Source organism: Nocardioides sp. Soil774 (assembly GCF_001428125.1).
GTDB lineage: Bacteria > Actinomycetota > Actinomycetes > Propionibacteriales > Nocardioidaceae > Nocardioides.
This window is the reverse complement of the sequence record NZ_LMSM01000006.1, coordinates 661,120-675,319: the sequence shown is the minus strand read 5'-3', so window position 1 is coordinate 675,319 and position 14,200 is coordinate 661,120. Positions and strand designations below refer to the sequence as shown.

Below are 14,200 nucleotides of genomic sequence, written 5' to 3'. Positions count from 1 at the left end.
GCGGACGTTACTCCCGCGTCGTGCGGCGTCCCGCGCACGCCCATAGTTGAACATGTTCAATTCTGCTGCGATGCTGGTGTCCCGACCCGTCGAGGAGCTGCTGATGAACACGACCACCCACTGGCGTCCCCAGGTGCTCTGGCTCCCGATGGGCGGGCTGCTGGGCGCGATGGCCGGTGCAGCCACAGGCGCCGTGCTGATGGTGGTGGCGCCGCTCGCGGACGACGTGAGCGCCACCGACCGTGACGGGCCGGTCCTGGCCCTGGTGGGCGCGATCGCGGCGCTGGTCGTCATCGGTGTCTGGTTCGGCGGGATCGCCGGTCTGGTCGTCGGGCTCTTCGTGGGTGTCGAGCTGATGTTCCTCGTCGGGGCCCACCTGCCTCGTGAGGTCGCACGCCGGCGGGCGTACCGCTGGGGCTTCGTGCTGCCGCCGGTGACGATGGTGGTGGCGGTCGTCGTGTGGAGCGGCGGCGACGTCTCGTTCGACGGCCCGGACGTCGGCACGCTCCTGCTCCTCGCCTCGGGCTCGCTGTCCGGGGGCCCGCTGGCCCGGTGGCTCGCCGGGTGGCAGCCGCCCCGACCGCCGGTCTCCTAGGGTGGCGACCGTGCCGTCGCAGCGAACACCCCGCGCCGAGCGGACCCGAGCAGGCATCGTCGACGCCGCGATGCGGCTCTTCCGCTCCGGCGGTTACGACGCGGCGACGATGCGAGCCATCGCCGACGAGGCCGGAGTCTCCCTCGGAAGCGCCTACTACTACTTCTCCGGCAAGGAGGAGCTGATCCAGGCGTTCTACGACCAGGTCCAGGTCGAGCACGCGGCCGCTGCGGAGGCGGCGTACGACTCCCCCGTCTTCGCCGACCGCCTGCGCCGGGTGATGGAGTCCTTCCTCGACGTGGCGGAGCCGTTCCACGACTTCGGCGGGCAGTTCTTCCGCAACGCCGCCGACCCGCGCTCGCCCCTGTCGCCGTTCTCGGCCCAGTCGGCACCGGCCCGCGAGGCCAGCACCGACCTCTTCCGCCGCGCCGTGGCCGACTCCGACCTCAAGGTGGCGCCGGCCCTGCGCGAGGAGCTCCCCGAGCTGCTGTGGCTGCTGCACATGGGGGTCGTGCTCTTCTGGGTGCACGACGACAGCCCGGGGCAGCGACGTACGCGCGCGCTGGTGGCTGGCCTCGTGCCGCTGGTCGACCGGTCGGTCCGCCTCACCCGGTTGCCGTTGGTGCGCGGCCTGGTCGACGACGGCCTCGGCCTGGTGCGCTCCCTGCGCGGCTCCTCCTGAGGAGCCTCAGGCCTCCTCGGCCAGCTCGCGCGAGCGGTCGCGGGCGGCCTCCATGGCGGCGAGGAAGGCCGCCCGGACGCGGTGGATCTCCAGCTCGCGCAGCGCCGAGGCCGTGGTGCCGCTCGGCGAGGTGACCTGCTCGCGCAGGACGACGGGGTGGGTGCCGGTCTCGCGCAGCATCGCGGCCGACCCGACAAGCGTCTGCACGACCAGCTCGGTCGAGGTGGCCCGCGGCAGGCCGAGGTGCACGCCCGCCTCGATCATCGACTCGACCACGAAGAAGATGTAGGCCGGGCCGGAGCCGGAGATCGCGGTGACCGCGTCCATCTGCTTCTCGGGGATGCGCAGCACCTTGCCGGTGGACGCCATCAGCGACTCGACCTCGGCGAGGTGCGCCTCGTCGCAGTGGGAGCCGGGCGAGATGGCGGCCATGCCCTCGTCGACCAGCGCGGGCGTGTTGGGCATGACCCGCACCACGGCGACGCCCTCGGGCACCCGGGCCTCGATGAAGGCGGTGGTGATGCCGGCGGCGAGCGAGACGACCAGCTGCCCGGCGCGCAGCTCGGGGGAGATCTCGTCGAGCACGTCGCCCATGTCCTGCGGCTTGACCACGAGCGCCACGGTGTCGGCGCGGGCGGCCGCCTCGCGGTTGGAGACCACCGCCACGCCGTAGCGCTCCTCGAGCTCGCGGGCCCGCTCGGCGCGCTTCTCGCCGACCATCAGCTGGTCGACGCGGCGCCCCGCGCGCACGAGACCGGACAGCAGGGTCTCCCCCATCACGCCGGCGCCGATGATCGCTGTGCTCATGGGGGAAACCTACTTCTTGGAGATCAGCGAGCGCGCGAAGAAGGCGAGGTTCTGCGGCTTCTCGGCGAGGCGGCGCATGAGGTAGCCGTACCACTCGGTGCCGTAGGGGATGTAGACGCGCACGGTCTCGCCGGCGGCGGCGAGGCGCTTCTGCTCCTCGGGGCGGATGCCGTAGAGCATCTGGAACTCGTAGGTCCCCGGGCGCCGGCCGAAGCGGCTGGCGAGCGAGGAGGCGATCTGCACCATCCGCGGGTCGTGGGTGGCGACCATCGGGTAGCCCTGGCCGGCGAGCAGCACCTTGAGGCAGCGCACGTAGGACTTGTCGATCTCGACCTTGTCCTGGAAGGCCACGTCGGCGGGCTCCATGTAGGCGCCCTTGCACAGCCGCACGCGCGAGCCCTCATAGGCCAGCGCGCGGCAGTCGGCCTCGGTGCGGTGCAGCATCGCCTGGAGCACGGCGCCGGTCTCGGGGAAGTCCTTGCGCAGCTCGCGCAGGACCGACAGCGTCGAGTCGGTGGTGGTGTGGTCCTCCATGTCGAGGGTCACCGTGGTGCCGGCGTTGCGGGCGGCACGGCAGATGTCGCGGGCGTTCTCCAGCGCGACCGTGTGGCCGTCGCCGGGCAGGAACTGCCCGATGGCGCTGAGCTTGACCGACACCTCGGCGTGCGGCGCGAGACCCTTCACGGTGAGGTCGGCGAGCAGCTCCTTGTAGGCCACGACCGTGGCGTGGGCCCGGGCCGCGTCGGTGGTGTCCTCGCCGAGGTAGTCCAGGGTGACCCGGAGGCCGTCGCCGACCAGCTCCGCGGTGGCCCGCACGGCGTCGGAGGTCGCCTCACCGGGGACGTAGCTGGTGACGATGCCGCTCGAGACGGGCATCGTCGAGACGAGCTTCTTGACCCCCTGGCTGCGGGCGAGCAGGAGGATCGGCTGGCGGAGCAACGACATGGCCCGAAGGCTACGCCCGCTCAGGGCGTACGACGCCTCAGGGTGGCCGCGCCCAACGCCAGCGAGACCACCGCGAACCCGGCGACGACGCCGACCGAGCGCCACACCTCGCCCTGATCGGCGCGACCCACCAGCTCCTGCATCGCGTCGACCGCGTAGGACAGGGGCAGCAGGTCGCTGACGGCGCCCAGCACGTCGGGCATCGCGTCGCGGGGCACGAAGAGCCCGCACAGCAGGATCTGCGGCAGGACGAAGGCCGGCATGAACTGCACCGCCTGGAACTCGGTCGTCGCGAAGGCGCTCACCAGCAGCCCGAGCGCGGTGCCGAGGACGGCGTCGACGACCGCGACCACCCCGAGCAGCCAGACCGGGCCGTTGACGTCGAGGCCGAGCAGGCCGACGCTCACCGCCACCGCCAGCGCCGACTGGAGCGCCGCGAGCAGGCCGAAGGCGAGCGCGTAGCCGAGGAGGAAGTCGAGCTTGCCCATCGGCATCGCGAGCAGCCGCTCCAGGGTGCCCGACGACCGCTCGCGCAGGGTCGTGACGCTGGTGACGAGGAACATCACGATGAAGGGGAACATCGCCAGCAGGGCAGGGCCGAAGCGGTCGAACATCGCTCCGGGCAGACCGTCGAACATCCACCAGAGCAGGCTCATCAGCACGCACGGCACGACCAGCAGCATCGCGAGCGTGCGGTGGTCGCGCCGCACCTGGCGCAGGACCCGTCCCGCGACGGCGAGGGTCACCCGGGCGCTCATTCGGGCGCTCATGCCGCGTCACCCGGCCCCTCGACGAGGCGCAGGAACGCCTCCTCGACGTCGCGCGCCCCGGTGCTGCGCCGGATCTCCTCGGGCGCCCCGTCGGCGATGATCCGGCCCTCGCGCATCAGCAGCAGCCGGTCGCAGCGCTCGGCCTCGTCCATGACGTGGCTGGAGACGAGCACCGCGGCACCCCCGTCGGCGATCCGGTGGAACAGCGCCCACAGGTCGCGGCGCAGCACCGGGTCGAGCCCGACCGTCGGCTCGTCGAGCACGAGCAGGTCGGGGCTCCCGAGCAGCGCCACCGCCAGGCTGACCCGGCTGCGCTGCCCGCCGGAGAGACGCCCGACCACCTTCTCGCGGGTGTCGTGCAGCCCGACGGCCGCGACGGCCTCCTCGGCCGAGGCCCTGTCGACGCCAAGCACCCGGGCGAAGAAGGCGAGGTTCTCCGCGACCGTGAGGTCGTCGTAGACGCTCGCGGCCTGGGTGACGTAGCCGACGCGGGTGCGCAGGCCCGCGCTGCCCGCGGGCTCCCCGAGCACCTCGACCGTCCCGGACCGCACCCGCTGCGCGCCGACCAGCGCCCGCATCAGGGTCGTCTTGCCGCAGCCGCTTGGCCCCAGCAGGCCGGTCACGCCGGGCGCGACGTCGAGCGAGATGCCGGGCAGCACCTCCACCCCGCCCCGTACGACGACGAGGTCGCGCACCGCCACGACGGGCGCGCTCACGGCGTCGTGACTCCCAGGTGCGCGCGGGCGAAGGCCAACGACTCGGCGAGGTCGGCCTCCCGCTCGGCGCGGTCGGCGGCGCGACGGGTGTTGATCTCCAGCACGACGTGGCCGCCGAACCCGGTGCCCGCCAGGTGCCCGAGGAACTCCGCGGCACGCATCACACCCCGACCCGGCACGAGGTGCTCGTCCTTGGCCGAGCCGGTGCCGTCGGTGAGGTGGATGTGGCGCAGCCGCTCCCCCATCCGCCCGGCCATCTCGACCACGTCGGAGCGCGCGATGGCGGCGTGGGAGAGGTCGATCGTCGTGTGCGCGTAGTCCTCCTCGCTGGGGTCCCAGCCGGGGAGGTACATCTGCATGCCGCGGCGCGAGGAGGCCCGCCACGGATACATGTTCTCCACCGCGAAGGCGATGCCCGTGCGCGCCTCGAGCGAGGCGATCCCCTCGACGAAGCCCGCGGCGTAGTCCTTCTGCCACCGGAACGGCGGGTGCACCACGACCACGTCGGCGCCCACGGCCTCGGCCATCTCGGCGGACTTCTCCAGCTTGCCCCAGGGCTCGGTGCCCCAGACCCGCTGGGTGAACAGCAGGCAGGGGGCGTGCACCGCGCACACCGGCACCTGGTGGTGGTCGCTCAGCTTCTTGACCGCGTCGACCTGCTGGCTCAGCGCGTCGATGCCGACCATCACCTCCACCGCGTCGTAGCCCAGCGACGAGGCCCAGCCGAAGGCGTGGGCGGTGGACTCGGGGTAGACCGAGGCGGTGGAGAGCCCGATGAGGGGCGAGCGCGGCGCCATGGTCAGTGCAGCCTGACGACGACGGAGATCTGGTCGAGGCGCTCGAGGATCACGCCCTCGCGCAGCGCCCAGGGGCAGATCTCGAGGGCCGGCAGGTCGAAGATGTCCATGCAGGCCTCGGCGACCAGCGCGCCCGGCACGATCTGGTGCGTGCGGCTCGGGGAGACACCGGGCAGGTCGGCGAGCTCGTCGTCGGACATGTCCATCAGCTTGGGGATCCAGTCCGACAGCGTCTCGAGCTCGAGCACCCGCGGCACGAGCGGACCGTCGCCGCTCGGCGCGGCACCGCAGATCCGGGCCAGGGAGCGGAAGGTCTTCGACGTGGCCGCCGCCTTGTCGGGCGCGCCGGGGCGCAGCAGGTTGCCCGCGTCGCGGGCGATCTCGGCGCGCACCTGCTTGCGCAGCGCGCGTACGTCGTCCTCCGACGGGCGGCCGCCACCGAACCACGCCTTCGCCATCCGCGCCGCGCCGAGTGGCAGCGACCAGGCCACGTCGGGCGCCTCGTCGGCGCCGCCGGCGATCTCGAGGGAGCCGCCGCCGATGTCGAAGACGGCCAGCCGCCCGGCCGACCAGCCGAACCAGCGGCGTACGGCCAGGAAGGTCAGTCGCGCCTCGTCCTCGCCCGAGAGCACCTCCAGGGTGACCCCGCTGTGCTTCTCGACGTGGGCCAGGACCTCGTCGGAGTTCACCGAGTCGCGCACCGCGGAGGTCGCGAAGCCGATCATCTCCTCGCAGCCCTTGTCCTCCGCGATCTGCGTGGCCGAGGCGCAGAAGTCGGTGAGTGCCTTGATGCCCTTCTTGGTCACCGCGCCGTCGTCGTCGAGGTGCTCGGCCAGGCGCAGCGGCTGCTTGTGCGAGGAGGCCGGGAGCGGGGCGGCGCCGCCGTGCGCGTCCACCACCAGCAGGTGGCCGGTGTTGGATCCGATGTCGAGGACGCCCAGGCGCATGACTGCCACGCTACTAGGCGTGGGGCACGGCACTAGGGTTGTCGGGTGCCTGAGGTCGACCTGGTGTTCCCCCGCGCGTTCGTCGAGTTCGCCGACCCCGCCGACGAGGAGCAGGTCTTTCGCTGCGACCTGACGTGGCTGACCTCGGCCTACACCTGCATCTTCGGACAGGGATGTCAGGGGATCTACGCCGACGCCCCCGACGTGGGCTGCTGCACCCTCGGCGCGCACTTCGCCGACACCGACGACGAGCGCCGGGTCGCCGGGTTCGTCGCCCAGCTCACGCCCGACGACTGGCAGCTGCACCCGGGGCGTACGCCGAAGAAGTCGGACTGGATCGAGACCGACGACGAGGGCGAGCGCAAGACCCTCGCCGTGGAGGTCGACGGCCAGCAGGCGTGCGTGTTCCACAACCGCACCGACTTCGCGCCCGCGTCGGGCCAGGGCGGGGCCGGCTGCGCGCTGCACGGCCTGGCGCTGCGCCAGGGCCGCAACCCGCTGGAGACCAAGCCCGACGTGTGCTGGCAGCTGCCGATCCGCCGCCAGTACCGCACCGTCGAGCGCCAGGACGGCACCTCCTACACCGAGGTGTCGATCGGGGAGTACGACCGTCGCGGCTGGGGCCCCGGCGGGCACGACCTCGACTGGTACTGCTCGGGCAACACCGAGGCCCACGTGGCCGCGGAGCCGGTCTGGGTCACCCACGAGGCCGAGCTGGTCGAGCTCATGGGACGCGACGCCTACGTCGAGCTCGGCCGCCACTGCGAGGCCCACGTCCGGTCGCGCTCGGCGCTCGCGCTGCACCCCGCCGACCCGCGCTGAGCCGGGCCGGCACCACGGAATCCGCACCCCAGGTCGCTCGACGTCAAGAGATCGGGACCCCGGTGTCAGCCGCCCCGAGGGCTGAGCCGAGAATCTCTGCATGCGCCTGGACCACGTCAGCTTCGCCGCCGGACCTGATGGACTTGCCAGCACTGCCCAGCGCATCGCGGGGCTGCTCGGCACGGAGTTCGTCGACGGTGGTGTGCACCCCCGCTTCGGCACCCGCAACGTCACGCTGCCCCTCGCGGGCAACACCTACATGGAGATCGTCGAGGTGCTCGACCACCCGGCGAGCGACAAGGCGCCGTTCGGCCAGGCCGTGCGCGCCCGCTCGGCCCTCGGCGGCGGCTGGATGGGCTGGGTCGTCTCGGTCGACGACATCGCCACCATCGAGTCGCGCCTGGGCCGCGAGGCCGTCAAGGGCAACCGACACCGTCCCGACGGCACCGAGCTGGTGTGGCAGCAGATCGGCGTCAACGGCCTGATCTCCGACCCGCAGCTGCCCTTCTTCATCCAGTGGCAGTCCCCCGCCGAGATGCACCCGAGCAACGGCGCCACCGGCGACTACTCGCTGGCCTGCCTCGAGATCGCCGGCGACCCGCAGCGCGTGAGCGAGTGGCTCGGCGAGACCGTCGAGGCCCCGCTCGAGGACGTCAAGGTCGAGTGGGTCGCCCCCAACGGCACCCCCGGCATCGTCGCGGTGCAGATCCAGACCCCGAACGGGCTCGTCCGGATTTGAGGGCCCGCCCCTCCCCCAACATCTGGAACACCCCGGAGCTCTACGAGCTGGAGAACCGGGCCGCCGACCCGCACGGGCGCATCCCGGCGGCGATGAGGGAGCTCGGCGACTGGGCAGGGCGCACGGTCCTCGACCTCGGCTGCGGCAGCGGCTTCCACCTCCCCCTCTGGGCGGAGTGCGCGCAGCGCGTGATCGGCGTGGAGCCGCACCCACCGCTGGTGGCGCTGGCGCGGCGGCGTACGAAGCGGCTGCGGAACGTCACGGTCGCCAAGGGCATGGCCGAGGCGCTGCCACTGCCCGACGCCTCCGTCGACGTGGTGCACGCGCGCTGGGCCTACTTCTTCGGGCCCGGCTCCGAGCCGGGTCTGCGTGAGCTCGACCGGGTCGTACGCCGCGGGGGCACCGCGTTCGTGATCGACAACGACCCCACCCGGTCGACCTTCGGCGCGTGGTTCCACCGCGGCTTCCCCGAGGTCGACCCGGTCGCGGTGGAGCGGTTCTGGTCGATGCACGGGTGGCGGCGCCGGCGCATCGACATGGGCTGGTCCTTCGACTCCCGCGAGGCGCTCGAGGCCGTCGTACGCATCGAGCTGCCGCCGGCCGCGGCCGAGGAGGCGCTCGCCTCGCACACCGGCACCGAGGTCGACTACGCGGTCAACCTCTGGTGGCGCGACTTCTAGCTCGACTGACGGATCGTGAGCGTCGGCTCGAGGAGCACGCCCCGCGTCTCGACCTGCTGGTGCGAGAGCAGTGCGCGCAGGGTGCGCACGATCTCGACCGCCACGTCCTCCAGCGGCTGGCGCACGGACGTGAGACCGACCGGGTAGACCTGCGCGACCTGCGAGTCGTCGAAGCCGACGACCGCGACGTCACGGCCCGGGGCGAGCTGGCGGATCCAGAGCGTGTGGAGCACCCCCATGGCGAGGGTGTCGGAGGCGCAGACGAACGCCGTGGGGCGCGACTCGTCGAGCAGCACCGCGGCCGCCTCGGCACCGCTGTGCACGACGTCCTCGACCCGCGAGGCCAGCCCGGTGGTGGGCAGGCCGTTGGCGTGCATCGTCGAGAGCCAGCCCGCGCGACGGTCCTCGCCGATCGGCGAGTCCTTGCGCCAGCCGATCCACGCGATGCGGGTGTGGCCGCGGTCGATGAGGTGCTGGGTGGCCAGGCGGGTGCCGGCGGCGCCGTCGACGTCGACCCACACGTGGCGCGCGACGTCGTCGTCCCACGGCCGGCCGAAGGCGACGAAGGGCGCCCGCTGCCGGCTGAGCCAGGTGGCCTGGGGGTTGCCGAGGTAGGTGTCGGTCACGACGAACGCGTCGACCGCGGTGGAGCTGATCAGGTTGTCGTAGCCACTGATCGGGTCGTCGTCGTCGGCCGGGAACAGCAGGACGTGGTAGCCGGCCTCCTCGCTGGCCTCGACCAGTGAGTGCACGAAGCGGTCCATGGTGGCGTTGGCGGTGCCCTCCTGGACCGGGGTGAAGCGCAGGCCGATCAGCGAGGAGGTGCGGGTGCGCAGGTTGCGCGCCGCGCGGTTGGGCGAGTAGCCGAGCTCGGCGATCGTCTGACGGACCCGCTCGAGGGTGTCGGGGCGCAGCAGGTCGGGGTTGTTGACCGCGTTGGAGACCGTCTGGCGCGAGACCCCGGCGCGCTCGGCGACGTCGGCGAGGGTCGGCGGCGTGACCGGCAGCTGGCTGCCGAGCCGATGGTCGCTGCGCCCCATGTCGCCCCCTTGATCGATCCAACCGGGCGCCAGCATAAGCCTTGGCCCGCCGGGGGCACGGCCTCCCGAGGGGTGGACGTGCCGCGGCGTCGCCGGCGACCCGGCCGGGCGGGTCGGGACCCGGTGCTGTCGGTGCCCTCGCCTAGCGTGGTGCGCATGTCGACGAAGGCCGCCCGCACCCGCTCGTCCTACCGCTGCTCCGAGTGCGGCTGGGAGACCGGCAAGTGGGTCGGGCGCTGCGGCGAGTGCCAGGCGTGGGGGTCGGTCGTCGAGGCCGGCGCACCCACGCTGCGCGCGGCAGCCGGGCCGGTCTCCACCCCCGCCGTGCCGATAGGCCAGGTGCCGATCTCCGAGTCGGTGGCCCGCTCCAGCGGCGTGCCCGAGCTCGACCGGGTGCTGGGCGGGGGGCTGGTCCCGGGCGCGGCGATCCTGCTCGCCGGGGAGCCCGGCGTCGGCAAGAGCACGCTGCTGCTCGAGGTGGCCGCGCAGACCGCGCGCGGGCGCCACCGCACGCTCTACGTCACCGGCGAGGAGTCCGCCGCGCAGGTGCGGCTGCGCGCCGACCGCACCGGCGGCGTGCACGACGAGCTCTTCCTGGCCGCCGAGACCGACCTCGGCGCCGTGCTGACGCACATCGAGGAGGTGCGCCCGACCCTCCTGGTCGTCGACTCCGTCCAGACGATCGGCGCCTCGGGCATCGACGGCGTCCCCGGCGGTGTCACGCAGGTCAAGGAGGTCGCGGCGGCCCTGGTCCGGGTGGCCAAGACCCGCAACATCACCACGATGCTCGTCGGCCACGTCACCAAGGACGGCTCCATCGCGGGCCCGCGCGTGCTCGAGCACCTCGTCGACGTCGTGCTCCACTTCGAGGGAGACCGCAACTCGCGCTTCCGCATGGTGCGCGCGATGAAGAACCGCTACGGCCCCGTCGACGAGGTCGGCTGCTTCGACCTGTCCTCCGAGGGCATCTCCGCGGTCACCGACCCCACCGGCCTCTTCGTGGAGCACCACACCCAGGACGTCGCCGGCACCTGCGTCGCGGTGACGATGGAGGGACGCCGACCCCTGCTCGCCGAGGTCCAGGCACTGCTGACGCCGTCCCCGCTGGAGCGCCCGCGCCGCACCGTCTCGGGCGTGGAGCCCTCGCGCGTCGACATGGTGCTGGCGGTGCTGCAGCGCCACGCCCGGCTGCGCATCACCGGCAGCGACACCTTCGTCGCCACCGTCGGCGGCGCCCGGCTCCACGACCCGGCCGCCGACCTCGCGATCGCCGTCGCCGTGGCCAGCTCCCACCTCGGCGTCCCGGCGCCGCGGGGTGCGGTGGCCATCGGCGAGATCGGTCTCGCGGGCGAGCTGCGCCGGGTCCGCGACCTGCCCCAGCGCATCGCCGAGGCGGCCCGTCTCGGCTTCCGGGTCGCGATCGTCCCGCGGGGTCGTACGCTCCCCGGCGAGCGCGGCATCCCCGCCCACCGCACCGTCGACGGGCTGCGAGTGGTCGAGGTCGACGACGTGTTCGGGGCGTTGCTGACCCTCGAGCTGACGCCGCCCCTCTAGGCCTGGCGACGCCCAGGTCACGACTGGGAAACGGAAACGTCGAAACGCCGGCCGCGCCCTACACTTCCCTCGGGGTGCCGGAGGGGGTGCCACACAGACACACGTGGAGGACCGGTGGCCGAGCGCAACGACGAGCAGCTGCGGCTGCGCGCCACCTTGGCATCGATCGCCCCGGGCACTCCCCTGCGTGACGGGCTCGAGCGGATCCTGCGCGGTCGCACCGGCGCGCTGATCGTGCTGGGCCTGGACCGCACGGTGGACTCGATCGCGACGGGCGGGTTCACCCTCGACGTCCCCTTCACCGCCACCGGGCTGCGCGAGCTGGCCAAGATGGACGGCGCGATCATCCTCGACAAGGACATCACCCGGGTGCACCGCGCTGCGGTCCACCTGATGCCCGACCACACCATCCCCTCTGAGGAGACCGGCACCCGCCACCGCACCGCGGAGCGCGTGGCCAAGCAGACCGGGCACCCGGTCATCTCGGTGTCGCAGTCGATGCAGATCATCGCCGCCTACGTCGGCGACATCCGCCACGTCCTGGAGGACTCCGGCAAGATCCTGTCGCGCGCCAACCAGGCCCTGGCCACCCTCGAGCGCTACAAGCTCCGCCTCGACGAGGTGTCCGCGACCCTCTCCGCGCTCGAGATCGAGGACCTGGTGACCGTGCGCGACGTCGCGGTGGTCGCCCAGCGCCTGGAGATGGTGATCCGCATCGCGCGCGAGATCGAGGACTACGTGCTCGAGCTCGGCACCGACGGCCGCCTGCTCTCGCTGCAGCTCGAGGAGCTCGTCACCGGCGTCGACGCCGAGCGCGAGCTCGTGGTCCGCGACTACCTCCCCACCGGCAAGCGGCGCCAGGCCAGCCCCGAGTCGCACCTCGCCGAGCTCGAGGGCCTCTCGCCGACCGAGCTCGTCGACCCCGCGGCGGTCGCCCGGGCCATCGGCCTCGGCGGGGCCGAGCACCTCGACGCAGCCGTCGCGCCCCGCGGCTACCGGCTGCTCGCCAAGGTGCCGCGTCTCCCCGCCGCCGTCGTCGACCGGCTCGTCGACCACTTCGGCGGTCTGCAGCAGCTGCTCTCCGCCGGCATCGACGACCTCCAGGCCGTCGAGGGCGTCGGCGAGCTGCGCGCCCGCAGCGTCCGCGAGGGGCTGTCCCGGCTCGCGGAGTCGAGCATCACCGAGCGCTACATCTAGGCCCTCGGAGGCCCCAGCGCAGCGACGTACGAGCCTGCACGTCACAGCCTCCAGATCGAAGCTGGAGCCTCACCCCCGAAGCTTCGGGGTGGAACCTCCAGCTTCCCCGGATATCCGGGGATCGCGACGACGCGAGAGGGGCGAGCCCGAGGATCAGCCCGCGGAGTTCCCCGCGCCGTCCTCGCCGGGGGTGTGTGAGGTGTCGCCCTTCCTGCCCTTCCCGCCCTGCGGCTGGGGGTCGGCGGTCTTCGTGATCACCTCGGCCGGGGCGCCCGTGAGCTCGAACTGCACGTCGGTCCCCTCGCCGCCGAGGGCGGCCGCCTGCACGTGGTAGAAGCCCGGGTAGGCCCAGTCCGTGAGCTTGGAGCAGTCCTCGTCGGACCGCCTCGCCGACCAGGTGACGACGACCGGGGTGTCGACGGCCTGACGGACCACCACGTCCTGCGGCGCGATGGCGCCCGGGCACTCGCGCGTGCTCCAGATGTAGTCGCTGCCCGAGGTGATCGTGACGGTCAGGGTCTCCGGGGAGGCCTGCCACGTGCAGGCCTCGGTCACCACGGTGTGCAGGTTGATCGGGATCGCGACGGGCCCGCCGCCGGGGATCGAGGTGAGGGCCGGCGTGGCGACGATGTCGGAGTCCTCGCACGGGCCCGTGGGCTCGGCGAGGACGGGCTCGGGCGGCACGATCACCTGGTCACGCTTCTTGCGACCCTTGCCACCCGACTTGCCGGTCCCGGCCGGCGCGGTCGGCCCCGCCGACGGAGCCGCGACGGGCTGCTCGACGGTGGCGCCGGCCTGGGTGGCCCTCGCGCTCGAGTCGTCCTTGCCGTCCGACGACCCGCCCAGCACGCGCGCCAGCACGACGACGAGGATCAGCGGGACGGCGAGCACCACGATGCGCCGGGTCCAGTAGACCCGGGCCGGCAGGGGCCCGCGAGGTCGTGCGGTCGGCGGCATGGGGTCAGGTTAGGGAGCCGGCAGGCCGTCTCGGCGGAGGCGCACCGGCTCACCTACGATCGCGGGCGATGGATGCCTCCGACCCCCGCGCGCTGCACGCCCCCGTGCTGGACTGGTACGACGACCACGCGCGCGAGCTGCCCTGGCGCGGCACCGAGGCGTCCCCCTGGTCGGTGATGGTCAGCGAGTTCATGCTCCAGCAGACCCCCGTGGCCCGGGTGCTGCCGGTCCACGCGGCGTGGGTCGAGCGCTGGCCGACGCCGGCCGACCTCGCCGACGAGCCCACCGGTGAGGCGGTGCACATGTGGGGCCGGCTGGGCTATCCCCGCCGGGCGCTCCGGCTGCACGCCGCGGCGGTGGCGATCGTCGAGCGCCACGGCGGCGAGGTGCCGGCGTCGTACGACGACCTGCTCGCGCTGCCCGGCGTCGGCGACTACACCGCCTCGGCCATCGCCAGCTTCGCCTTCGGCCAGCGCCACGTCGTGCTCGACACCAACGTGCGCCGGGTGCTGGCGCGCGCGGTCACCGGGACGGAGTTCCCCGCGACGGCGGTCACCCGCGCCGAGCGCGACGTCGCGACCGCTTTGCTGCCCGACGACCCCGCGACCGCCGCCACGTGGGCGGTCGCCACGATGGAGCTGGGCGCGCTGGTGTGCACCGCACGCCAGCCGACCTGCGACGCCTGCCCGGTCGCGCGGCTCTGCGCCTGGCGCGGCGCCGGCTTCCCGGCGTACGACGGCCCACCCCGCCGCGGGCAGGCCTGGGCCGGCACCGACCGCCAGTGCCGCGGGCGCATCATGGCGCTCGCGCGTGAGGCCGACTCGGTCTCCACGGCGCAGGTCGAGGCGGCGTGGCCGGGTGCGGAGCAGCGCGCGCGCTGCCTCGCCGGGCTCGTCGCCGACGGGCTCCTGGCGGAGGTCAGCCCTGGCTGCTGGTCGCTCCCCCGCTGAGA

General features: G+C 73.3%; 16 protein-coding genes. 8 read left to right on the top strand and 8 right to left on the bottom strand.

All coding sequences use genetic code 11. The annotated features are described in order from the left end of the window. Window positions 1-52 precede the first annotated feature (52 nt). Both ASG76_RS08835 and ASG76_RS08830 read left to right on the top strand, forming a co-directional pair. The gene (locus ASG76_RS08835; RefSeq protein WP_157559028.1) at window positions 53-595 is read left to right on the top strand and encodes a hypothetical protein; all 543 of its coding nucleotides are present in this window, start codon (window positions 53-55) and stop codon (window positions 593-595) included. A 10-nt stretch (window positions 596-605) separates the two neighbouring features. After that, window positions 606-1,277 carry a TetR/AcrR family transcriptional regulator gene (locus ASG76_RS08830; RefSeq protein ID WP_235529456.1) on the top strand — a complete coding sequence of 224 codons (672 nt, stop codon included), beginning with the start codon at window positions 606-608 and terminating at the stop codon, window positions 1,275-1,277. 6 nt (window positions 1,278-1,283) lie between these two features. Here the strand turns inward: ASG76_RS08830 and proC are convergent, their stop codons facing one another. Genes proC through ASG76_RS08800 form a run of 6 tightly spaced genes read right to left on the bottom strand, consistent with a single transcriptional unit; the run spans window position 1,284 to window position 6,259 of the window. Beyond that, a complete protein-coding gene (proC, locus tag ASG76_RS08825) occupies window positions 1,284-2,084 on the bottom strand; it encodes a pyrroline-5-carboxylate reductase (RefSeq protein ID WP_056602087.1) in 801 nt (266 codons plus the stop codon). Window positions 2,085-2,093: 9 nt separating this feature from the next. After that, a complete protein-coding gene (locus tag ASG76_RS08820; protein WP_056602308.1) occupies window positions 2,094-3,023 on the bottom strand; it encodes a proline dehydrogenase family protein in 930 nt (309 codons plus the stop codon). A gap of 26 nt (window positions 3,024-3,049) precedes the next feature. Then, window positions 3,050-3,799: an ABC transporter permease gene (locus ASG76_RS08815; RefSeq protein ID WP_235529454.1), complete on the bottom strand. Its 750-nt coding sequence runs from the start codon at window positions 3,797-3,799 to the stop codon at window positions 3,050-3,052. Further along, a complete protein-coding gene (locus tag ASG76_RS08810) occupies window positions 3,796-4,515 on the bottom strand; it encodes an ABC transporter ATP-binding protein (protein WP_082587363.1) in 720 nt (239 codons plus the stop codon). Before ASG76_RS08810 ends, ASG76_RS08815 begins: the two co-directional genes overlap by 4 nt. Further along, window positions 4,512-5,312 (bottom strand): sugar phosphate isomerase/epimerase family protein, encoded by an 801-nt coding sequence (locus ASG76_RS08805; protein WP_056602085.1) that lies wholly within the window; start codon window positions 5,310-5,312, stop codon window positions 4,512-4,514. The genes ASG76_RS08810 and ASG76_RS08805 overlap by 4 nt, the downstream gene beginning before the upstream one ends. 2 nt (window positions 5,313-5,314) lie before the next feature. Then, complete coding sequence (locus ASG76_RS08800; protein ID WP_056602084.1) at window positions 5,315-6,259, bottom strand: Ppx/GppA phosphatase family protein; 945 nt, start codon at window positions 6,257-6,259, stop codon at window positions 5,315-5,317. Window positions 6,260-6,304: 45 nt separating this feature from the next. Here ASG76_RS08800 and ASG76_RS08795 point away from each other — a divergent pair, with 45 nt between their 5' ends. The 3 genes from ASG76_RS08795 to ASG76_RS08785 all read left to right on the top strand — a co-directional run bounded on the left by ASG76_RS08795 (window position 6,305) and on the right by ASG76_RS08785 (window position 8,500). Beyond that, window positions 6,305-7,081 (top strand): hypothetical protein, encoded by a 777-nt coding sequence (locus ASG76_RS08795; RefSeq protein WP_056602083.1) that lies wholly within the window; start codon window positions 6,305-6,307, stop codon window positions 7,079-7,081. A gap of 100 nt (window positions 7,082-7,181) precedes the next feature. After that, window positions 7,182-7,820, top strand: coding sequence for a VOC family protein (locus ASG76_RS08790; RefSeq protein ID WP_056602082.1), 639 nt, complete (start codon window positions 7,182-7,184; stop codon window positions 7,818-7,820). Then, the gene (locus tag ASG76_RS08785) at window positions 7,817-8,500 is read left to right on the top strand and encodes a class I SAM-dependent methyltransferase (protein WP_056602081.1); all 684 of its coding nucleotides are present in this window, start codon (window positions 7,817-7,819) and stop codon (window positions 8,498-8,500) included. The genes ASG76_RS08790 and ASG76_RS08785 overlap by 4 nt, the downstream gene beginning before the upstream one ends. Here ASG76_RS08785 and ASG76_RS08780 read toward each other — a convergent pair. Continuing rightward, the gene (locus tag ASG76_RS08780) at window positions 8,497-9,540 is read right to left on the bottom strand and encodes a LacI family DNA-binding transcriptional regulator (RefSeq protein ID WP_056602080.1); all 1,044 of its coding nucleotides are present in this window, start codon (window positions 9,538-9,540) and stop codon (window positions 8,497-8,499) included. The genes ASG76_RS08785 and ASG76_RS08780 overlap by 4 nt on opposite strands. Window positions 9,541-9,696: 156 nt before the next feature. On the opposite strand from ASG76_RS08780, the gene radA reads away from it, so the two are divergent. Both radA and disA read left to right on the top strand, forming a co-directional pair. Further along, window positions 9,697-11,094, top strand: a complete 1,398-nt coding sequence (gene radA, locus ASG76_RS08775; protein WP_056602306.1) for a DNA repair protein RadA — start codon at window positions 9,697-9,699, stop codon at window positions 11,092-11,094. A 114-nt stretch (window positions 11,095-11,208) separates the two neighbouring features. Further along, entirely contained in the window at window positions 11,209-12,291 is a 1,083-nt protein-coding gene (gene disA / locus ASG76_RS08770; RefSeq protein WP_056602079.1) for a DNA integrity scanning diadenylate cyclase DisA, read from the top strand. A gap of 153 nt (window positions 12,292-12,444) precedes the next feature. Here the strand turns inward: disA and ASG76_RS08765 are convergent, their stop codons facing one another. After that, a complete protein-coding gene (locus ASG76_RS08765) occupies window positions 12,445-13,248 on the bottom strand; it encodes a hypothetical protein (RefSeq protein ID WP_056602078.1) in 804 nt (267 codons plus the stop codon). Window positions 13,249-13,316: 68 nt separating this feature from the next. Between ASG76_RS08765 and ASG76_RS08760 the strand changes: the two genes are divergently transcribed. After that, entirely contained in the window at window positions 13,317-14,198 is an 882-nt protein-coding gene (locus tag ASG76_RS08760; RefSeq protein WP_056602077.1) for an A/G-specific adenine glycosylase, read from the top strand. Window positions 14,199-14,200 lie beyond the last annotated feature (2 nt).

Coding starts and splice junctions, on each gene's coding strand:
- ASG76_RS08780 (WP_056602080.1), bottom strand. CDS start 9,540: ATGGGGCGCAGCGACCATCGGCTCGGCAGCCAGCTGCCGGTCACGCCG.
- proC (WP_056602087.1), bottom strand. CDS start 2,084: ATGAGCACAGCGATCATCGGCGCCGGCGTGATGGGGGAGACCCTGCTG.
- ASG76_RS08805 (WP_056602085.1), bottom strand. CDS start 5,312: ATGGCGCCGCGCTCGCCCCTCATCGGGCTCTCCACCGCCTCGGTCTAC.
- ASG76_RS08815 (WP_235529454.1), bottom strand. CDS start 3,799: ATGAGCGCCCGAATGAGCGCCCGGGTGACCCTCGCCGTCGCGGGACGG.
- ASG76_RS08790 (WP_056602082.1), top strand. CDS start 7,182: ATGCGCCTGGACCACGTCAGCTTCGCCGCCGGACCTGATGGACTTGCC.
- ASG76_RS08835 (WP_157559028.1), top strand. CDS start 53: ATGTTCAATTCTGCTGCGATGCTGGTGTCCCGACCCGTCGAGGAGCTG.
- ASG76_RS08760 (WP_056602077.1), top strand. CDS start 13,317: ATGGATGCCTCCGACCCCCGCGCGCTGCACGCCCCCGTGCTGGACTGG.
- radA (WP_056602306.1), top strand. CDS start 9,697: ATGTCGACGAAGGCCGCCCGCACCCGCTCGTCCTACCGCTGCTCCGAG.
- ASG76_RS08800 (WP_056602084.1), bottom strand. CDS start 6,259: ATGCGCCTGGGCGTCCTCGACATCGGATCCAACACCGGCCACCTGCTG.
- ASG76_RS08765 (WP_056602078.1), bottom strand. CDS start 13,248: ATGCCGCCGACCGCACGACCTCGCGGGCCCCTGCCGGCCCGGGTCTAC.